This is a genomic window from Gordonia sp. SCSIO 19800, assembly GCF_018132775.1.
Classification (GTDB): domain Bacteria; phylum Actinomycetota; class Actinomycetes; order Mycobacteriales; family Mycobacteriaceae; genus Gordonia; species Gordonia hongkongensis.
In genome coordinates, this window is record NZ_JAGRQM010000020.1 from 71689 (window position 1) to 92006 (window position 20318).

The window sequence follows — 20318 nt, forward strand, 5'->3', positions numbered from 1 at the left end:
ACGTCAACGCAACGAGTCGCCACTGACGGTCGGACCGCCGCAACTGTCGCCGCCGCCATCCTGTATCCGGACCTGCTGGTCGGCCTCTGCTTCGAGCTGAGGATCACTGCCGGGTCCGGGTAGGGTCACTGCTGGTTCTCACCGTTTGTGATCTCGCATGAGGCTCTGAGTCTGTTCCTCGGAGAGTGCAGGTGGGGTAATCATGTCGATGGGCTTCCTGGAGTCGCTGCGGATGCCGTCGACCAGAACTTGGAGAGTTCTGCGCCAGAGTTCGGGGTGGGTGTCACCCCCGAGACCGCGAACCGCCTGTACAGCGACGAGCAGGATCGGAAAGTCACTGGGCGCGAAGCTGTCTCGAAGCCACCCTGCGCGCTTGGCGTCAGCGACCAACCCGTCGACGACGGCGATGAGTCGGGCCAGTGCATCGGCGCGGGGTTCGAAGTCGCCGGCGGTGGAGAGAAGCAACTGTCGCAGGCCCTTGTTGGCGGCCAGCAACTCGTTACAACGGACCAGGAGTTCGACGAGGGCCTCGGTCGGGCCGGATCGATCCTTCGCCGCTTCCGCGATTTCAGCCACCTCGTGGACCTTGTCCTCGAACAACGCGGTGATCAGACCGTGTTTGTCCCCGAAGCGTCGATAGACCGTTCCCACGCCGACCCCGGCCCGGTCGGCGACATCGGCCATCGTCACTTCCAGTCCGCGCTCCGCGAATGCCGCTGCTGCTGCGGTGGAGATCTTCTCGACATTGCGGGCGGCGTCGCGTCGCAGTGGAGCGTGGTCCCGCTCCGCCTCGCCAGCTGTCATGGTCGTCACATCCTCTCGTAACGGAATGACATGTTCCGTTTCGCGGTCTAGGGTAGTCGATGAATAAACGGAATTAATGATTCCGCTTCCTGGATGAGAGGAACCCGTGATGACAACGAAGACAGTGGACTTGGCGGCGAGTTCACCACCCGACACACGTCGCCGATGGGCGATCCTTGTCGTGCTGGCAACGGCGCAATTGATGGTTGTGCTCGACGCCACGATCGTGAACATCGCGCTCCCGGCCGCCCAGTACGACCTCGGGTTCGGCGACGAGTCGAGACAGTGGATCATCACCGCGTACTCCCTGACCTTCGGTGGCCTCCTGTTGCTCGGCGGGCGAATCAACGATCTCTTCGGACGCAAACAGTCGTTCGTGATCGGCCTCGCCGGTTTTGCTGCCGCCTCAGCGCTGGGCGGCTGGAGCCCCTCGTTCGAGGTACTCGTCGCTGCACGTGCTCTCCAGGGCGTGTTCGGTGCGCTGTTGGCGCCGGCGGCACTGTCCCTGCTGACCGTGACCTTCGCCGGAAGTGCCGACCGAGGCCGCGCCTTCGGGATCTACGGCGCGATCTCCGGAGCCGGTGGCGCCATCGGCTTGCTGCTCGGTGGAGTACTCACCGAGTACGTGTCCTGGAACTGGTGCCTCTACGTCAACGTTGCGTTCGCGGTTGTCGCGTTGGTTGGAGCGCTGTGGCTTGTCCCGTCTCACCGCACCGGGAGCGGCGGCTCCGGGCTTGACTGGCCGGGCACGATTCTCGTCACCGCGGGCCTCTTCTCGCTCGTGTACGGCCTTTCGAATTCCGAGGTCAACGGCTGGTCCGACACCTGGACGGTCACCTTCATCGTGGTCGGTATCGCCCTGCTCGCCGCGTTCGTCGTCGTCGAGACGCGTGTCGAGCACCCGTTGCTGCCGATGCGGGTGGTCCTCGATCGTGTTCGCGGCACCTCGTACCTGGTGATGTTGATCTGTGCGATCGGCATGTTCGCGGTGTTCCTGTTCTTGACGTACTACCTGCAGTCCACGCTCGGTTACAGCCCCGTCATCACCGGAGTCGCATTCCTCCCCATGGTTGGCGCCCTCGCTGTCACGGGCGCCGTGGTCGGTGCCGCTCTCATCACCCGGATCAGTCCAAAGATTCTGGTCGCAACGGGCATGGGCCTGGCCGGTGTCGGCATGATGGTCCTCACCAGGATCCAGGCGGACAGTGACTACGTCTCCGGCGTCCTTCCCGGCCTGATCATCACAGGAGTTGGTCTGGGTGTCGTCTTTGCCACCGCGATGAGCTTCTCCACCATCGGAGTGCAGGCCGAGGATGCCGGTGTCGCATCGGCCATGGTCAACACCGCCCAGCAGATCGGTGGCTCGATCGGTATCTCGCTCCTGTCGAGTTTTGCGGCGACGGCCGCGACGAACTACATCAACGACAACACCCCCGGATCCGTGGCGACATCTGGTCCGATTCCGGAGGCCGCCGTGCACGCGATGAAGCAGGGCGCGGAACTCGCCAGCTTCCACACCGCATTCTGGTGGGCTGCCGGCTTCTTCTTCGTCGGCGCGGCACTCGCAGCCGTTCTGTATCCACGGGCCATCCCGCGCACGGATCCGGATGCCGCTCCGGCGATTGCCCACTGATCGAGCCGATCTCGCAACACGCCCGGTGCCCAGACCCGCGGAATGGGCACCGGGCGATCAAAACCACTTACACCGAATCAGCGACAGTCCCAAGTTCGGCTCCTCCTGGGCTCTTGCAACTCGGGTGCGGCCGACGCCGGCGAGATCTTCGCGACCATCGACGCCGTCGGGGACGGCCACGACCGTGACTGGTTCGACGCCTGGCACGGACTCGGCCGGAGGCTCGTCGCCGAAGCGGACGCGAGCGCCGCGGCGGATCATTCCCACAGCGCCGCCTTCACCTATCTCCGTGCGGCCACGTACCTCTCGCAGGCGTTCGACGCACTCGACGGCATCGCCGACGACGAGCGTATGCCGGTGTTCGCCGAACATCGGGCCGCATGGGAGAAATTCGTCGACCACGGTCCGTTCGTCGCGCAACGACTGTCGATCCCGTACGAGGACACCGTGTTACCCGGCTGGTACCTTTCCCCGACCGACGCCGGCGATGCACCCCGGCCCACCCTGGTCATGGTGAACGGCAGCGATGGGTCGGTCTCGGCGCAGTGGTCGGCAGCGGCACACGGTGCGCTCGAGCGCGGCTACCGTGTCGTGATGTTCGACGGACCAGGGCAACAGTCGATGCTCTTCGAGCACGGGACGTACTTCCGGCCCGACTGGGAGGCCGTGCTGACGCCGGTCACCGAAGTCGTCGTCGGACTCGGTGGTGTCGACGCCCGGCGCCTCGCCGTCTACGGCATCAGCCAGGCCGGTTACTGGGTTCCGCGCGCGATCGCCTTCGAACATCGTCATGCCGCCGCGATCGCCGATCCCGGCGTGGTGAAGGTCGATACGTCGTGGCTGGAAAATGTTGGTACGTCGCTGGCGAAGAAACTCGAGGAGGGCAAGGATCACGACTTCGATCAGATGATGGCCATCGGCATGAAGCTGAGCAAGTCGACCAAGAAGCTGTGGGATTGGCGGGCGCGCCCGTACGGCGAGGCCGGTTACGCGGAGACGATGAGAGCCGTTGCCGAGTATACGCTGACACCCGAAGTCGCGGAGCAGATCCGGACGCCGATGTTGATCACCTCACCGGAAGACGAACAGTTCTGGCCCGGTCAGTCGGCACAGCTCGCCGAGATGTCGGGCGCGGCAACCGAACTGGTCGAGTTCACCGCTGCCGAAGGTGCGAGCTGGCACTGCCAGCCAATGGCACGGGCGCTCACCGACAGTCGCATTTTTGACTGGCTCGACGAGACCCTCGCCTCGGCGGCGAACTCCTAGAGTGCGGGATTCGTACCGGAAACCGCTACGAATCCCGCACCCTGCCTGGGGGGCGAAAGCCCGTGTCAGCTCAGCAGCAGCCATCCGAATCGGAGGCCGAGCGCCGTAACACCGAGGACCCCGGTCGCGATCAGCCAGCGGCGCGCTAGGCGTTCTGCACGCACGTGATCGTCACCGGGCCGTAGGTAGACGAAGGCCGCCGTCATCGCGCACAGGGCAGCGGCGGCCCCGACGACGATCACCAGCGTCAGCATCAACACACCACCCATCATGCCGATGAATTCGCAAACCGTGCCGTCGGCTGCGCAAGGTCGTGATCGCACAATGGTCGGCGCGGGGTGATTTCGACAAGCTCAACCAGCGGAGGTGCACAGTCGACGCAAACCGACGCACAGTCGACGAACGAATTCGGCGCTGCGGCTTCATCCGAAGTCGCAGCGCCGAGTCGAGATCATCGACGACGGGGGGATCAGTCGACTTCCTCGCCCACCCACTTCGCGAGCAGGTGGTGCATGTGGCGGATCTTGAGTTCCTGGTACGCCGCCATCGGCAGGTACTTCTGAGTGGTGGTCTTCAGGCCGCGGTGCACCTTCGGCATGTTGTACGCGTCCTGGTCGAACACGCGGGCCGAGCTGCCGAGGACCGTGGCGTCGATCCAGGTCTGTTCGGGCGTCAGCCACTGCACCTTCGCGGCCGGCGGGCGCGGCCCGGTGAACGGCGCCAGCAGGTAGACGTCCATGATCGACGTGTTGTGGTCGTCGCCGTTCGGCCGGAACCGGTAGACGATGCGCTGGTAGGCGCCCCACGGATGGAAGTTCGGGAACACCGTGTAGTAGATGCTGTCGAGCGACTCGGCGTCGGACATGTTGTCCGCCTTGACATCACCGATGACGTCGCGGAGCCCCTCGCGGGCGAGCAGGCCGGACATCTCGCGCGCGGTGACACCGTCGGGCAGGGTGACCATCGGGTCCTCGTCGATGCGCGCGTCCACCATCGAGTCGAACATCTCCTGCTCACTCGGGGTGAACTTGATGTGCGGGCTGGGGACGCCGTTGGCGGTGATCCCGCGGTTGAAGTTGCCCCAGGAATCGTACTGGCTGTTCGAATCCCCGGTTCCCACAACACGTTGCGGGTGGGTCGTGATGACGTGGAAGGCCTCCGAGAACGCCTCCTGGGCGATCTTCCAGTTCGCGTCGATGACCTTCGCGACGTGCGCCTGGATGTAGCGATCCTCCAGCGGCCAGGCCTCGAAATGCTTGCCCAGGTCGCCGAGGAAGCTGGCCAGAGACTCCGACTGCGGGTCCATGTTGATGAAGACGAAGCCACCCCAGGTGTCGACCTTGACCTGCGGAAGGTTCATCGCATCCTTGTCGACGTGGGGAAAATCCCATTCGCACGTCATGGATTTCAGCGATCCGTCCAGGTTCCAGCAGAAGCCGTGGAACGGGCAGCGCAGGTCGTTGCCCGCGGGACCGCTCTCCTCGCGGAGCATCCGGCCGCGGTGCAGGCACGAGTTGTAGAACGCGCGGATGGACATGTCCTTGCCGCGCACGACGAGGATCGACTTGTCGCAGATCTCGTAGATGTGCGTGTCCCCGGGCTCGGGGATCTCCTCTTCACGACACGCCATCTGCCAGACCTTGTACCACATACGATCTCGCTCGAGCTCGTGATACTTGCGGCTGATGTACCGCGAGACCGGGATGAAGTTCTGATCCTCGTAGAGGTCGTGGGTCTCCTCCCGCAGGACCTGCGGGACCGGGTGGGTGTCGGTGTCGAGCAGTCGCTGGTAGCTGGCGACGTAGTCGGCCTGCTCGTCGTCGGATGCCGACGATCCGGGGGTGCGTGTGTCGATCTCGGTCACAATTTGCCTCCTTCGGCCAGGCGATTGCTGCGGGCTTCGTCGGCGAGTCGGTCCGCCTGCATCTTCTCCAGGAGCTTGGCAGCGCCCATGAAGCGACGGTTCTGGGTGATGGGAACGGGCTCGCGCGGACCGAGACCGACCCAGCGGGCCATCTCCGGGTCAACGGATTTCACTTCGCCGTGCAGATACCGGCCTTCGGGGTCGAAGGTGCCGGTCTTGCCGTCCTTGGTGGTCACGAGGACGTTGAAGTCCTCATCGAATTCGTAGATGGCTCGACTCATCGGATGCTGGATCTGACGCATCGGGTTCTCCTCGGTGGGGCTGGCGCGCCTCTTACTTGGCAGCGTATTCACTAACTGTAGCACCGAGAGTGAGCGGCAACACATCGAACTGTATTCGCTGTAAAAAAAGTTCAGATGGAACGGGCTGCCCACCGGAGCGAGTTGGCGATCAGGGACCGATAGTCCGGGTGGGCGAGAGTGGCCGCGGTGTCGCCGGGCTGGAGGTAGACGAGGCGGGATGCACCGTTGGTGCGACACCAGCCGACCAGCGACGATCCCTCGGCGTGCTGCCACCCCTCTCGTTCATCCCGCCGCCCGGACATGGCCAGTGCGGTGGAGAAGTGCACGTCGTCGGTCATCGGTGCGTTCGTCCGCAGCAACGGCGTCACGGAGTCCTCGAACACCTCGCAGAGATAGGTCTCGTCGACGAGGTCGAGATGTGCCGGCAGGTCCGCGGTCACCGGGTGGGTGCTGTCCTCGATGGTGATCCGCTGCTCCACCGCATGCCGATAGCCGGAGTCGGGGCGCGGTGCCCCGCGCACGGTTCCGGGCTGGTACAGGTAGCGGCCGCCGACGAACTCCGACCACTCGTCCCAGTTGGCCCAGCTCGCGATCGCATGATGCAGGACGACGTATCCGTGCCCCGTCTCGCGGGCCGCGCGCAGACAGTCCCGCAACGACTCCGGCGGGTCGTACGGTTCGGGCAGGGTGCCCGGCATGTCGTAGTGAAGGGACACGTCGTGGTCGGCGAGGTCGTCGGGCCCGATCGCGGCGTCGGGATGTTCGCGCCAGGTGACCTCACCGGGAAGGGCGTCGAGGAGATCGGCGAAGGCGGCTCGGTCGAAGGAGTGGCCGCCGGTGATCGCGAGGATGCGCATGTTCGAGTCCAACCTGCATCGGAGTAACTGTTTCGGAATTAAAGTTACTCGACGGGCTCGGCTCGGGTCAGCGGCCTTCGATCATCTTGGTGCAGACGTCGGTCGTCGCGGTGCGCAGACTGGGTACCGGGATGTCCGACAGCGGCCCACCCTCGATACGCAGGGGTTGGATGGCGATGGTCATCGCGATCATCGTCCGGACCCGGAGGGTGCGCGCCGCGTGCTGTGCGGTGGCCGCACGCCGGTTGGGCGGGTCCTCACCGGCCGGGAAGTAGTCGAACGCACGTCTGATGTGCCGTTCCTCGTACTCCTTCGTCAGCAGCCGGGTCCCGGGGGTCGCGCCGCCGGCCATCTGCAGGAACAGCATGCGGGCGGAATTGGGGTGCTCGGCGGTCCAGTCCCAGACCGCGGCGACGACGTCCTTGAACGAGTCCGCGCTCGCGGACACATCGTCCGGTCGAGCCGACTGCGCCGCGGCCGAACTCGCGTCCATCGCATAGCCGAGTGCGCTCTCGAAGAGCTCCTCTTTGCTGGCGAAGTGATAGTAGACCGCGGTCGGGACCATTCCCGCCTCGGTGGCGATCTCCTGGATGGAGGCCTCCGCGAACCCCTTTCGCGAGAACACGCGAACCGCGGCCTTCACGATGAGATGCCGCCGCGACGGACGGTGCGCGGTCGTGCCGTTGCCTGCGCCCGATCCGTTCTGGACCGGTGAGTCCGGCGGTGCGCCCTCGGCGCCGGCCTCGTGTTCCATCGGCGAGATGTCGGGTGCGGCGTCAGGATCGACGTCCTCCTGTGGGCCGCTGCCCGCCCCCGGGTCCGCGGCCGCCAGTGCGATGTCGTCGGCAGCCGGGGTCGAATCCCAGCCGAGCCAGTCGGCGTCCGACTCCGACATGCCGTCGGCCGGCCGGGCGTTGTCTCGCCTCGATCTCGCCATACGTCCTCCTCGCCGTGCTCCCCGTTCCGATCCGCCGTGGCGCAGACCTCCCGGTTCCGTTCACGGCGTGCCATCAGGATGGCACAGCCCGTGGCAGCCCCCGATGCTGTCATGATCTATCGCATGGCGGGCAAGAATCCCTCAGGACGAAGCACTTCCGGCCGACGCAACGCCGGGCGCGCGTCGGCGAGCGCTCCGAGTGGCGGCAGCGGCGCGAAGCGGGCCGCGCACCGGCCGTCTCGACGCGACGTCGTCGTCGAGGCGGCGATGCACCTGTACTCGATGCGGTCGATCGAGGACGTCACCGTCGCCGACATCGCCGCTGAGGCGCAGATGACCTCGGCGGCAGTGTATTACCACTATCCCTCCAAGGAGGAGGTACTCCTCGGCGGACTGCGGATCTTCGCCGATCAGATGCTCACCCAACTGCGCACGGAGATCGACGCCGATCCCGACGCCTCGCTCGGCGACGTGATCATCTCGGTTCTCGAGTGGACCGACGCCCACCGGGCGGCGTCGCTGGTCTACTTCGTGCGGTCGCCCGGATGGAGTCTGTCGATCGAGGCGCTGCGCCGGGAGGTGCGTCTGGAGATGCTCGCGATCTTCTCCGCCGAGTTGCGGGCGCGGGACCGCATCACGTCCAAGGCCAAGCAGGCCGCTGCGGCAACGGCACTGTCCAGCCTCCTCGAGGTGTCCGCGTCGTCGTGGCTCACCGAGGACGTCGTCCTCGCGAACCTGGGGCGCCGGCGCTTCTCCGACGAAGTGCGTGAGCTCGCCGCCGACATCGCCAGCGTGTGATGTGACACCCTCGAACCTATAGCTTCGACGTCTGATCGTTCACCTGAGCAGGCGGTTCGCGATAGTATCTTTATAGAGAACCTAGTTTGTGGTTCACTGGAGCCGTGCCCAACCAGACTCGTGCGCGCTCGATCGATCTCGACAACCCGTTCGCGCCGCTGGCCGGACTGTGCGAACTCGTGCTCATCCGCCACGGCGAGCAGGCGCTGAGCAAGGAGCTCAGCGCAGCTGAGACCGTCGATCCGCCTCTGTCCGGCCTCGGGCAGCGACAGGTGCGCGCCGTGGCCGACCGGCTCGCCACCCACACCGTTGATGTCGTCTACAGTTCGCCGCTGCGCCGGGCCCTCGACACCGGCCGGGCCATCGCCGCCCATCACGGTCTGGAACCGATCGTCCGCGACACCCTGACCGAGTACGAGCCGTGGCAGTCCTTCCCGGCCGACGAATCGCCGTTCGAGACCCTTCCGCACGACGAGATATCCCGGATCTTCCGCGAACACATCAGGACCCGCAGCTACGAACCGTTCCCGTACGCCGAGGACCCGGTGGCCTTCCGTGCGCGAGTGCTCGGCGAGATCGGCCGGATCGTCGACGCGCACCTCGGCGAGCGCGTGGTGGTCACCTGCCACAGCGGGGTGATCAATGCCGTGCTCGCCGACGCGCTCGGAAGCGGTTTCGACATGCCGGTCCGCGTTCACCACACGTCGGTCAACGTGTTGCGCGGTGCGGACACCCGCCGTGCGGTGCAGTCCGTCAACGACTTCACACACGTGCTCGACTTCCAGACCTCCGTCGGCGCGATGAACCTCTAGTCCGACCCCGCCAGAACAACCAGCCCCGAACCGCCAGCACGACCGAAAGAAGAAGGACCCGACATGGATCTCGACCTCACCGGAAAGCGCGCCCTCATCAGCGGCGCGAGCAAGGGGATCGGCCTCGCCATCGCCAAGACGCTCCTCGCCGAGGGTGCATCGGTGGGCATCTGCGCCCGCGGCGAAGCCCAACTCAAGACCGTCGCCGACGAGCTGTCCGAGTCCGGCACGGTGTTCTGGAAGTCCGTCGATGTCGGCGACTCCGCGGCTGTGACGTCCTTCGTCGACGACGCGGCCGAGTCGCTCGGCGGGATCGACATCGTCATCGTGAACGCATCGGCCATGACCGGCAAGGGGCGCGAGGCGTGGGAGAACAGCTTCAACGTCGATCTGATGAGCCTGGTCGGCTTCATCGAGGCGGCCACACCGCACCTGGAGAAGAGCTCGGCCGCGTCGGTCGTCACGATCAGTACGACATCGGCCATCGAGGCCGGCCCGATCACCACCGCCAACAGCTATGGCGCGCTCAAAGCCGCCGTGTTGCAACACTCCTCGGCGCAGGCACGTGTCTTGGGAGCCAAGGGGATTCGCGTCAACGCGGTGTCGCCCGGTCCGGTCTACTTCGAAGGCGGACCCTGGGACACCATCAAGGAGCAGCGCCCGCAACTCTATGACGCGGCGCTGTCGTCCGCCGCGCTGGGCAAGCTGGCCGCCGCCCAGGATGTCGCCAACGCGGTGACCTTCCTGGCGTCGCCCGCCGCCGGTCACATCACGGGCACCAACCTGGTCGTCGACGGCGGCTTCACCAACCGATTCGACTTCTGAGATGAGCGCGGACTCCACCGAGACCGCCGACGTCGTCGTCCTCGGCGGCGGTTCGGGCGGATACTCGTGTGCTCTGCGCGCCGCGCAGCTCGGCATGTCGGTCGTCCTGGTGGAGTCCGGCAAGCTCGGCGGTACCTGCCTGCACAACGGTTGTATCCCCACCAAGGCGCTGCTGCATGCCGCGGAGATCGTCGACTCCGTGCGCTCTGCGGCCGATTTCGGAATCAAGGCCTCGCTCGACGGTGTCGACATCACCGCGGTGCACGCGTACAAGCAGAAGGTCGTCGACGGTCTGTACCGCGGCCTCGAGGGACTGATCGCCTCGCGGGCGATCCGCGTGGTGCGTGGTCACGGCCGCGTCGTCGGGGACCGAACGGTCGCAGTCGATCTCGCGGACGGGGGGACCTCGCGACACCGGGGTGAGGCCCTTGTCCTTGCCACCGGATCGCAGTCGCGGACCCTGCCGGGCATCGATATCGGCGGTCCGATCATGACCAGCGACCGTGCGCTGGAGCTGGATTCGATCCCGAGGTCGGCGATCGTCCTGGGCGGCGGCGTGATCGGTTGCGAGTTCGCCAGTCTGTGGGCGTCGCTCGGCGTCGAGGTCACCACCGTGGAGGCGGCACCACGACTGGTCCCGACTGAGGACGAGTGGTCGTCGAAGCAGTTGACCCGAGCGTTCCGCAAGCGCGGCATCACCATTCGGACTGCGGCCATGCTGTCCGCCGCGCGCGTGACCGATGCCGGGGTCGCCGTCGATCTCGCCGGCGAGTCGGAACCGTTGCACGCCGACATCCTGCTGGTGGCGGTAGGGCGTGGTCCGCGGACGTCCGGTCTCGGGCTCGAGGAGGCGGGCATCCGACTCGACCGCGGGTTCGTCGAGGTCGACGATGCGCTGCAGACCACTGTGCCGGGGGTCTACGCGGTCGGTGACATCGTGCCGGGTCCGCAGCTCGCCCATCGCGGCTTCGCTAACGGTATCTTCGTGGCCGAGCAACTGGCCGGCCTCGATTGTGTGCCGGTCGCCGACAGCGGGATTCCACGTGTCACCTACTCCCACCCCGAGGTTGCGTCGATCGGGTTGACCGAGGCCGAAGCCGTCGACCGGTACGGGGACGTCACCACCGCCGTCTACGACCTGGGTGGCAACGGCAAGAGCCGCATCCTCCAGACGTCGGGTGGGGTGAAGCTTGTTCGCGCCGGGTCCGACGGACCCGTCGTGGGAATCCATCTCGTCGGTGATCGGGTCGGTGAGCTCATCGGTGAGGCACAGCTGATCTACAACTGGGAGGCGACCGCCGACGACGTCGCGAACCTGGTGCACGCGCATCCGACCCAGGCCGAGGCGCTCGGCGAAGCCCACCTCGCGCTGGCGGGCAAACCCCTGCACGCACACGCCTGAGATCTCGAGGAGCGACATGTCCGGACCCGCCGGCCGCCTTGACGCGGTCGTCATCTGCGGTGGGCAATGGCACGACTTCGACTACGCGAGACTGCAGATCCTCACGCTGCTGGCCGATCACGAAGTGGTGCGAACGCGAGTCTTCGACGACTACGCGGGTGCGATCCCGGCCATCGACGACGCGGATCTGCTGATCACCTACACGTGCAACCGGATTCCGGACGAGGCCGCGCAGCGGTCGCTCACCGAGTTCCTCGCACGCGGCGGTCGATGGCTGGCGTTGCACGCCACCAACTCCGCGATCGAGCCGACGCCACCGGGGTCGCCGAGCAAGTACGTCACCCCACGCACCATGGGCGTGCTGCCGCAGCTGGTAGGTAGCCAGTTCCTGGGTCATCCGCCGATCGCGCCGTACCGGGTCGAGATCACGGACCCCGACCATCCGCTTGTCGACGGTGTCGAGGCCTTCGACGCCGTCGACGAGCTCTACGTCAGCGAACTCTTCGAGCCGATAGAGGTTCTCGCGCACACCCGGTTTGTCGGCGAGTCAACGGGTTTCGCGGAGGGACACACCACCTCCGACGATCCGCTGCCGGTGCTCTATCTCAAGAGACATGACGCCGGAACCGTCTGCTACTTCACGCTCGGGCACTGCCGCGGCCGGTTCGATGTCCAAGACCTGGGTATCGACGATCTCGGACGGGTCGACCGGGGGAGCTGGGAGGTGCCGGAGTACCGGACCATCCTCGGCCGCTGCGTGGCGTGGGCGGTACGCGGGACGTTCTGAGGTTCAGAGCATTCCCCAGTGCCCCGTTTCGTGACCGGCAGACTTCAACTCGACTCCTAGACCTCGATCGAAGTCCATCGGTCGAGTTGAGGTCTGCCGGTCACGGGCCCGACCAACCCTCCGCTCCCTGAGGAGCGCCCGGAGCTTGCGGAGGGCGCGTCCAACCCTCCGCTCCCTGAGGAGCGCCCGGAGCTTGCGGAGGGCGCGTCACGAAGGGTCCGGCGACCGAGGTGGTGAGACCCCTCGTGACGGTCGCAAGCTCGCTCCTCAGCATCCGCGGCCTGGCGGCCGTCGTGGACCACGAAAGACGCTCGTGAGCGCCAAAACTCCATGCTCCCTGAGGTGCGAGCGAAGCGAGCCACGAAGGGCCTCGCAAGGTGCCTCACCAGGCCCTTCGTGGCTCGTCGCTAGCGCTCCTCGCACCTCAGGGACCAAGGGGTGTATGGCTCTTTCGGATAAGGGAGCAACGATCTCGATCAGTACGACGCGGTACCACCGTCGACGCTGAGGATGGCACCGGTGATGCCGGCGCCCGCATCGGAGGCGAGGAGCATCGCCATCGCGGCAACCTCTTCGACGGTGTTGGGGCGCTTGATGGACGATTCCTGTGAGAACAGGTCGACCATCTCCTCGAAACTCATGCCCATCGCCGCGGCGGTCTGCGGGCCGTTGTTCTTGATGATGTCGGTGATCACGAGCCCGGGGCAGATCGCGTTGACCGTGATTCCCTGTGTACCCACCTCGCGCGCAATCGATTTGGTCATCCCGTTGATCGCGTGCTTGGCGGCGACGTATGCGGTGAACACGGGTTTGCCCTGCTTGCCCTCGACCGAGGAGATGTTGATGATGCGCCCGTAGGAGTTGGGGATCATGTGCTGGAGAGCGCGCCGAGTCGCCCAGAAGTTCGAGTTCAGGTTCCAGTTCATCACGAGGTTCCACTCCTCGTCGGACAGCTGGGCGGTGGGCTGCAGATCGTTGGCTCCGCCGGCGTTGTTCACCAGGACGTCTATGCGCCCGAAGGTGGCCACGGTCTGCTCGATGAAGTCCTCGACATCGGCCTGCACGGTCACGTCGCCGGGGAAGAACGCGGCCCGGTCGCCGACGCCGAGATCGGCCAGAGCTTTATCGCCCTTCTCCTTGGACCGGCCGTTGAGCGCGACCTTCGCGCCCTCCGCGAGGGCGGCCTCGGCGATCCCGCGGCCGATTCCCTGGGTCCCGCCGGTGACGGCAACTACTTTGTCCTGCAACTTCATCGAACGTCTCCTTGATTCCTGAACGAGAGACCGAGACGAGTTACTTGCCAACGCCTACAGTCTTGCAGGTAGAGTGTCACACATCACAGCCCACGTGTATACCCTGTAAAGAAACTATGGCCGCCTATCCCGAGCGGTCCCAGGAGAGACGAGAACGACATGTCCGAACAGCGCTGGTTGGTCGACACCGAACCGAGTGCCCGCCTACCCATCTACACGCGGCTCAACGCCAGCGATGTGCTGTCCGATCCGATCACACCACTGGGCGCCGACCTCGGGTGGATTCAGAACATCCTGCCCGGGTGGAACGCCGGCTACGCCTTCCACGGCAGCTACTCGCTGGTGGAGAAGCCGGACGTGGCCGCATCGTCGGGGATCTTCTACGGACACCTGTACATCAATCTGTCGATGTCGCGGCTCGTGGGTATACGTGGTGGCCTGTCGGTTGAGCTCGTCGACCAGCTGTTCTACGGTGGCGATCCGAACATCCCGGAGTACGTCGGGCATCCCGATGACGAGAATGCCGATGCCAGCGCCCGGTTGGCCGCTCGGAATGCCTGGATCATGTCGACCGAGACCTTCCCCGAACTCGACGAGGACCGTGAACTGGCCGACAAGTTGCGCACGGAACGCCCCGATTTGTCGAGTCTGACCCCGGTTGCACTCGTCGCACGCGCCCGGTCGGTCATGCCGCTCGAGCGCGCCGCATGGCGTGGTGAAGTGGCGGCGACCAACGGTGCGGCCGTCGGCCCGTCGGTGCTCGGTCAGCTTCTCGGGCCCGACAATCAGGACCTCGTCGTCACCCTCGTGGGTTCGGCGGGTGACGTCGATTCGGCTCTGCCGTCGTTCGCGCTCTGGGAGTTGGGACGGATGGTTCGCGCCGACGAGCGCCTGACCGCGGCGTTCCATCAGGGAATCGAGGGCCTCGCGGCTCGGGTGGCCGGGGTGGACCCGAAGTTCGACGCCTCGTTCGCCGACTTCCTCGCCGAGTTCGGCTACCGGGGGCCGAACGAATGGGACCTCGGTTCGACATCGTGGGAGACCAAGCCGGAACTGGTGCTCGGGCTCATCGACCGTCTGCGCCTGCAGGACGACTCCGCCTCACCGACCGCCCGCCTCGCCGAGCATGCGGGAGACACCGATGCCGCGCTCGAGCGGGCACGCGCGATCGTCGGCGACGACGCGGAGGCCCGGGCGACGCTCGACGCCGCGCTCGCCTCGGCACGTCGGTTCGCGGCCTGGCGTGAACGGGCGAAGACCAACTGCATCAAGGTCTTGCACGAGGCGCGGGTGCCCTTGGCCGAGCTCGGTCGACGGCTCCACGAACAGGGCCACCTGGCTTCTGCCGACCACGTCTTCATGGCGGTCGACGAAGAGCTGGATCTCCTGGCCAGTGAACCGTCCGCCCTCACCGACACCCTCGCCGAACGGCATCGCGCGTGGAAGGGCCTGTTCGGTCTGGACCTGCCGACCTTCCTCGACACCCGAGAGCCGCTGCCGCCGCTGTCGAGTCTGCGTCGCAAGGACCAGGTCGAGGTGGATGAGGTGACCTCCGGCGAGGTCTTGCAGGGGTCCGGGGCATCGCCCGGTGTGGTTCGGGGACGCACCCGCACCATCACCTCGATGGAAGATCTGGACAGTTTCGAGGTGGACGAAGTGCTGGTGGCGCCCCAGACCGATCCGTCCTGGACACCGCTGTTCATGGTGTCCTCCGCCGCCATCACCGACGTCGGCGCGATGGGGTCACATGCGATGATCGTCAGCCGCGAGCTCGGTATTCCTTGTGCTGCCGGCGTTCCCGCCGCGACCCGCCGGATTCCCGACGGCACGCTGGTCGAGGTCGACGGGTCGAAGGGCACCGTCACCATCCTCGAACTGCCGACCGCGGCGGAGAACTCATGACCAGCGGCGTGGCGACCACGACCCGGGCGGTCTTCCTGCGGAAGCGACCCGACGACGGTGTCCCGAGACCGGAGAACTTCGAGGTCCGCGAGACCGAGGTCGGCCCCCTGCGTGGTGATCAGATCCTCGTCGAGAACCGGTACATGAGTGTCGATCCGTCCATGCGGGGCCGCCTCGGTACCTCGGAGATGCACTACACCACCAGCTTCGCCGAGGATGCGCCACTCGATGGTTCGGCGATCGGCGTGGTGATCCGCGGCAACGACCGCATCCCGGCGGGTGCCTGTGTGCGGCACCGCCTCGGCTGGCGCGAACTCGCCGTCGTCGATGTCGACGCCGCGACCGTGATCGATCCGCGTGGAGCGGATCTGCATCACTGGCTCGGCGTCCTGGGGCAAACGGGGTTCACGGCCTACTGCGGTCTGTTGCGGGCCGGTGGGTTACGTGAGGGCGATGAGGTGTTCGTGTCCGCGGCCGCGGGCGCGGTCGGCAGTGCGGCAGGGCAATTCGCGAAACTGCTGGGTGCGAGTCGCGTCATCGGCAGTGCCGGTGGGTCGACCAAGGCGGCGCTACTGACCGAGCGGCTGGGTTTTGACGCGGCGATCGACTACCGGGCCGAACCGATCGCCGAGGGTCTGCGTCGGGTGGCGAAGGGGATCGACCTCTACTTCGACAACGTCGGCGGCGATCATCTGATCGCCGCACTGCACAGTCTTCGGATGAACGGTCGGGTTGCCATGTGCGGCATGATCTCGGCCGTCGGCGACGACCGGCCGCCCATCGATCACCTGATGCAGGCCATCCTCAAGCGGATCACGTTGACCGGGTTCATCGTTCGCGACTACGAGGATCTCCGTGCGGAGTTCGAGGAGCGCGTCCTCGGTTGGCTTGCGGCCGGTGACCTCGTGGCCGAGTCCACGATCCATCGCGGCATCGACAACGCGGTCGAGGCGTTCCTGGCGATGCTGGACGGCGGCAACGTCGGGAAGATGCTCGTCGAACTCAACTGACCGACCCTGATACCGAGAGAGCCCGGAACGCGATGCGTTCCGGGCTCTCTCGTCGTGCCGACGGGTCAGACGATGTCGAGGGTGTCGAGGACTCGTGCGGCATGGGTGTCGTCGCCGTGGATGCTCACGTGGTCGCGCCAGGGGGAGCGGGTTGTTCCCCAGAGGACGAAATCGGCTGCCGATGAGGTGATCACGGTGTCGGTGCGCTCGAGACCGGAGTCGACCGAGAGCAGCTTCTCGCCGGGGCGCAGCGACCATTCACCACCCCCCGGCCCGGTGAGGCGCAGGCCGATCGTGCGTCCGTCAAGTGCGGTGTTCACCGTCGGGCACATCTGCGGCAGCCCGGCGAGCATCCAGCCGATCGCCGCGTCGAGCAGAGCCTCCTGGCCACCGTCGAGCGGGCGGGTCACCGGGCCCTCCGGCGCGAGGAGATCGACGTACATGTGGCACCACATGTCGAAGGCAAAGGCATCCGAGAGCTGATGCGTCTCATAGGTTCCCAGGTCGGTGAGCGTCATCGGCGCGGACGCGATGGCGGGGTCTTGCATGGCCGCGAGTGCGTCCATGGCGGGGCCCACCGTGGACAGGAACTCGTCGGCGACCCGGGTGGGGGTCCAGTCGCGTCGCGCGTCGACGAGACGGTTCTGGAGTTCCTCGGCGGTCGTCGGCGGTGGGACGGACGGATCGGGTTCGGCCGGGTTCACGATCGCGGCGAAGTTCGAACCCGTGTGTGCCACCAGATCTTTGACCGACCAGCCGGCGCACCGGCTGGGTGCCGACCACTCGGCGGGGGTCAGACCTCGGATGATGGATGCATATTCGTCGGCAAGTGTTCGGCTCGCCTCCACGCCGGCATGGCTCATGAGGTTCTCCTGGAATCGTCGATCGGGATGTGTTGCACATCACTGCGATACCGGAAGAGTAACAGGTTTTCATATAAAGAAACCCAAAAATCAGCCGAGATGCGCTGTCTCGTTGACCGATTGCACCACGAGGCGGCCGGAGAGGGTGACCGCGATGCGTGACACCGACGTGTAGCCCGGGTTGAAGAAGAACGGCGACGGCGCCCGGAGGATATCGCTGAGGAGAGTGTTGATGACGCCTCCGTGGGAGACCAGGACGGACAGCTCGCCCGGTGCGGCCGCCGCGGCATCGAGTACCGCCGAACGCATCCGGGCCGCCGTGGCGTCGCGGTCGTAGTCGGGGACGAAGTCGTCGTACCGGCCCTCGGCGAACGCGCGGCCGCGCTCGGTGGCCGCGATGGCCTCCGGGGTCGCGTAGACCGCACGGTCGCTGTCCCATTCGCGCAACCGCTCGTCGACCCGGACGTCGAGTCCGAGCGGTTCGGCGGCATGCCGTGCGGTCTCGTGTGCGCGCATGTACGAGCTCGCGATCACCTGCACGACGGGGAGTCCGCGCAACCAGGTGCCGAGTCGCCGCGCCTGGTCGACGCCCTCGGGTCCGAGGCCGGGATCCGGGCCCGCCGGCCCGCCCGGCAACCCATGCCGGACGAGGATGATCTTGCTGGCCGCGGCCACCGTCTCGTGGCCGTCGACGATCGCGGGGCGAATGGTCTCGGTGGCATCGCGTCCCGGTACATCCGGTGAGGAGATGGCGGTCATCGGGCGAGCTCGCCGTCGAGTTCGGCATCCGTGATCCAGGAGTCGGAGTCGAACGGCACGCCGCGCAGATGTGCGGTGTCGTTGACGGAGTCGACGACGAGGACCCCGGAGTCGAGTCGGCGCACCCGCGCGACGCTGGTGTAGGCCGGGTTGTGCCAGAACGTCTTCGGCATCTCCAGCACATCTGCCAATGCGGCGTTGATGATCCCGCCGTGCGCGACGGCGACGATCCGTCCACTCTCCCGGAGCGCGAGGATCTCCTCGAGCGCGGAACGTGCGCGTCGCCGGAAGGCGGGCAGATCGAGAGACGGTACGTACTCCTCATACCGTCCGGAACTGACGGCGAGGAGCCTCGGATCGTCGGCTGCCATGTCCTCGACCGCGGTGTAGTCCTCCGGCGAGATGTCGTCGTCCCACTCGCGGAGGTCCTCGAGGACATGATCCACGTCGCGGCCGAGTTCCGCGGCGATCAGCTCGGCGGTCTGCAGCGCCCGCGAGTACGGGCTCGCGACGATCAGGTCGATCTCGTCGTGCCGCAACCAGGTCGCCAGTCGTCGGGCATCGGCGATGCCCGCGGGTGCCAGTTCCGGGTTGCGGATTCCGGAGACCGGCTGGCCGTGCCGGACGAACAGGATCTCGATCATGTATGCCTCTCGGTGTGCTCAGCCGGCAATGGTCCGGTCGGAGTCCCAGTACGGACGCCGCAGCGCCTTCTTGTCGAGCTTGCCCATCGCGTTGCGCGCCAGATCATCCACGACGACATAGTGTTTCGGGCACTTGTACGACGCCATCGACTCCTTGGCGAAGGCCCGGATTGCGTCGACGTCGGGCTCGGTGCCCGCGGTCGGGACGACCAGTGCGAGCAGCGCCTCGCCCAGGTCGGCGTCCGGTACCCCGATCACCGCGACCTCGGCGACATCCGGGTGCCCGCGCAGCACCTGCTCGCTCTCTGCCGGGTAAAGGTTCACGCCACCGGACACCACCATGTCGGCCACCCGGTCGGTGATGAAGACGAAGCCGTCGTCGTCGACATGCCCGACGTCGCCGAGCGTCGCGACGCCGGGGAGGATGTAGGCCTTGGCGGTCTTCTCGGGGTCCCCGTGATAGGTGACCTCCCGTCCGGCGGGCGTGCGGAACCCGAGGATCCCGGTCTCGCCCGGTCCCAGGACCTCCCCGTCCGAACCGACGACCACGACCTCGAACGGGTCGGCGACGCGACCCACCGAACTCGGGTGGGCGAGCCATTCGTGCGAGTCGATCTTGCAGACGGTGCCGATCTCGCTCCCGCCGTACGACTCGATCAACACCGGTCCGAACCAGTCGATCATCGCGCGCTTCACCTCTGCCGGGCACGCCGAACCAGTATGTGCCACATAGCGGAGGGACCCGATGTCGTACGACGACCGGGTCTCCGCGGGCAGTGCGAGAAGGCGCTGGAAGTGTGTCGGAACCATCAGCGTCGAGGCGACGCGGTGTGTGTCGATGAGCTCCAGTACCCGTTCGGCGTCGAAGCGGCCGAGGATGACGACCGGCTCGCCCGACAGCAGGTGCCGGATGGAGGTGAGCGGCCCGTTGTGCTGAAGCGGCCCGACGACCAGATGGGGGCCGGCCGGGTAGCCCGACCGCGCGGCCACCGCGGACTGGAACGCGGCCGCATCCGGCGCCCGGCCGGGCAGCCATCGGACCTCGGTGCCGCGCGCCCGGCCGGTCGTCCCGGAGGTGTACACCAGCGGCGGCCGTGCCGGACGTTCGGTGAGATCGGTCGGGGGGTCGGCCGACGTCGCGATCAGGTCCTGCCAGTCGAGGTGCGCGGCGTTCTCCGGAACGCGGACCGGCCGGTCGACGTTGTGGGTGATCACCGTGGTCAGCGGCCCGACTGCGGCCTCGGCGGCGGCGTCGAGGCCGGCCGGCCCGGTGATGACGGCGACGCACCCGGCATCGGCGAACTGGTCGGCCATCTCGCGTGCTGTGAGCTGGCGGGACACCGCGACGGTACCGACGCCGGCCCCGATGCCGGCGACGTGGGCGAGCAGGGTCTCCACCCGGTTCTCTCCGATGATGGCCACGCGATCATCGGGGGAGGGGGCCACCGAGCGCAGCGCACCGGTCAGCCGTTCGAGTGTTGTGCGAACGTCTCGCCAGGTCAGGGTGATGATGTCGTCGGCCAGTGCGAGGCCGTCGGGATCGGCCGACGCCCGATCGCGGATCCGGTCGAGCATCGATCACCACTCCTTCTCCGTCGGC

Annotated in this window: 20 protein-coding genes; 9 read left to right on the forward strand and 11 right to left on the reverse strand. The window is 66.6% G+C overall.

Translation table 11 applies throughout. The features are described 5' to 3' along the window. Window positions 1–138 precede the first annotated feature (138 nt). A complete protein-coding gene (locus tag KB201_RS19515; RefSeq protein ID WP_223259027.1) occupies window positions 139–1038 on the reverse strand; it encodes a TetR/AcrR family transcriptional regulator in 900 nt (299 codons plus the stop codon). On the opposite strand from KB201_RS19515, the gene KB201_RS19520 reads away from it, so the two are divergent. Further along, the gene (locus KB201_RS19520; RefSeq protein ID WP_223259028.1) at window positions 1007–2437 is read left to right on the forward strand and encodes an MFS transporter; all 1431 of its coding nucleotides are present in this window, start codon (window positions 1007–1009) and stop codon (window positions 2435–2437) included. The two genes, KB201_RS19515 and KB201_RS19520, sit on opposite strands and share 32 nt — an antisense overlap. Window positions 2438–2479: 42 nt before the next feature. Then, a complete protein-coding gene (locus tag KB201_RS19525) occupies window positions 2480–3703 on the forward strand; it encodes a S9 family peptidase (protein WP_058252861.1) in 1224 nt (407 codons plus the stop codon). Between the two features lie 65 nt (window positions 3704–3768). Here the strand turns inward: KB201_RS19525 and KB201_RS19530 are convergent, their stop codons facing one another. The 5 genes from KB201_RS19530 to KB201_RS19550 form a co-directional block, all read right to left on the reverse strand. Next, on the reverse strand, window positions 3769–3957 hold the full coding sequence (locus KB201_RS19530; protein ID WP_223259029.1) for a hypothetical protein: 189 nt from the start codon (window positions 3955–3957) through the stop codon (window positions 3769–3771). A gap of 215 nt (window positions 3958–4172) precedes the next feature. Then, the gene (locus tag KB201_RS19535) at window positions 4173–5567 is read right to left on the reverse strand and encodes an SRPBCC family protein (RefSeq protein WP_083207250.1); all 1395 of its coding nucleotides are present in this window, start codon (window positions 5565–5567) and stop codon (window positions 4173–4175) included. After that, on the reverse strand, window positions 5564–6001 hold the full coding sequence (locus KB201_RS19540; RefSeq protein WP_238994970.1) for a hypothetical protein: 438 nt from the start codon (window positions 5999–6001) through the stop codon (window positions 5564–5566). Before KB201_RS19540 ends, KB201_RS19535 begins: the two co-directional genes overlap by 4 nt. Continuing rightward, a complete protein-coding gene (locus KB201_RS19545; protein ID WP_058252857.1) occupies window positions 5980–6726 on the reverse strand; it encodes a ThuA domain-containing protein in 747 nt (248 codons plus the stop codon). Before KB201_RS19545 ends, KB201_RS19540 begins: the two co-directional genes overlap by 22 nt. 67 nt (window positions 6727–6793) lie before the next feature. Continuing rightward, window positions 6794–7663 (reverse strand): TetR/AcrR family transcriptional regulator, encoded by an 870-nt coding sequence (locus KB201_RS19550; protein WP_058252856.1) that lies wholly within the window; start codon window positions 7661–7663, stop codon window positions 6794–6796. A 90-nt stretch (window positions 7664–7753) separates the two neighbouring features. Here KB201_RS19550 and KB201_RS19555 point away from each other — a divergent pair, with 90 nt between their 5' ends. From KB201_RS19555 to KB201_RS19575, 5 genes are all read left to right on the forward strand, one after another. Beyond that, window positions 7754–8461, forward strand: coding sequence for a TetR/AcrR family transcriptional regulator (locus KB201_RS19555; protein ID WP_238994969.1), 708 nt, complete (start codon window positions 7754–7756; stop codon window positions 8459–8461). Window positions 8462–8565: 104 nt separating this feature from the next. Continuing rightward, on the forward strand, window positions 8566–9273 hold the full coding sequence (locus KB201_RS19560) for a histidine phosphatase family protein (RefSeq protein ID WP_058252854.1): 708 nt from the start codon (window positions 8566–8568) through the stop codon (window positions 9271–9273). 63 nt (window positions 9274–9336) lie between these two features. Continuing rightward, window positions 9337–10098, forward strand: a complete 762-nt coding sequence (locus KB201_RS19565) for an SDR family NAD(P)-dependent oxidoreductase (protein WP_058252853.1) — start codon at window positions 9337–9339, stop codon at window positions 10096–10098. Between the two features lies 1 nt (window position 10099). Further along, complete coding sequence (lpdA, locus tag KB201_RS19570) at window positions 10100–11500, forward strand: dihydrolipoyl dehydrogenase (protein ID WP_058252852.1); 1401 nt, start codon at window positions 10100–10102, stop codon at window positions 11498–11500. A gap of 16 nt (window positions 11501–11516) precedes the next feature. Continuing rightward, window positions 11517–12287, forward strand: a complete 771-nt coding sequence (locus tag KB201_RS19575; protein ID WP_058252851.1) for a ThuA domain-containing protein — start codon at window positions 11517–11519, stop codon at window positions 12285–12287. A 476-nt stretch (window positions 12288–12763) separates the two neighbouring features. On the opposite strand, the gene KB201_RS19580 is transcribed toward KB201_RS19575, so the two are convergent. Next, window positions 12764–13540: an SDR family NAD(P)-dependent oxidoreductase gene (locus KB201_RS19580; RefSeq protein ID WP_211540136.1), complete on the reverse strand. Its 777-nt coding sequence runs from the start codon at window positions 13538–13540 to the stop codon at window positions 12764–12766. Window positions 13541–13699: 159 nt separating this feature from the next. On the opposite strand from KB201_RS19580, the gene KB201_RS19585 reads away from it, so the two are divergent. After that, window positions 13700–15442, forward strand: a complete 1743-nt coding sequence (locus KB201_RS19585) for a PEP-utilizing enzyme (RefSeq protein ID WP_211540137.1) — start codon at window positions 13700–13702, stop codon at window positions 15440–15442. Next, entirely contained in the window at window positions 15439–16452 is a 1014-nt protein-coding gene (locus KB201_RS19590; RefSeq protein ID WP_211540138.1) for an NADP-dependent oxidoreductase, read from the forward strand. Before KB201_RS19585 ends, KB201_RS19590 begins: the two co-directional genes overlap by 4 nt. A 65-nt stretch (window positions 16453–16517) precedes the next feature. Here the strand turns inward: KB201_RS19590 and KB201_RS19595 are convergent, their stop codons facing one another. The 4 genes from KB201_RS19595 to KB201_RS19610 form a co-directional block, all read right to left on the reverse strand. Then, window positions 16518–17315, reverse strand: coding sequence for a maleylpyruvate isomerase family mycothiol-dependent enzyme (locus tag KB201_RS19595; protein ID WP_211540139.1), 798 nt, complete (start codon window positions 17313–17315; stop codon window positions 16518–16520). Between the two features lie 90 nt (window positions 17316–17405). Beyond that, window positions 17406–18074 (reverse strand): histidine phosphatase family protein, encoded by a 669-nt coding sequence (locus tag KB201_RS19600; protein ID WP_211540140.1) that lies wholly within the window; start codon window positions 18072–18074, stop codon window positions 17406–17408. After that, window positions 18071–18718, reverse strand: coding sequence for a histidine phosphatase family protein (locus tag KB201_RS19605; protein ID WP_058252846.1), 648 nt, complete (start codon window positions 18716–18718; stop codon window positions 18071–18073). The genes KB201_RS19600 and KB201_RS19605 overlap by 4 nt, the downstream gene beginning before the upstream one ends. 18 nt (window positions 18719–18736) lie before the next feature. Then, entirely contained in the window at window positions 18737–20293 is a 1557-nt protein-coding gene (locus tag KB201_RS19610; RefSeq protein ID WP_058252845.1) for an AMP-binding protein, read from the reverse strand. Window positions 20294–20318 lie beyond the last annotated feature (25 nt).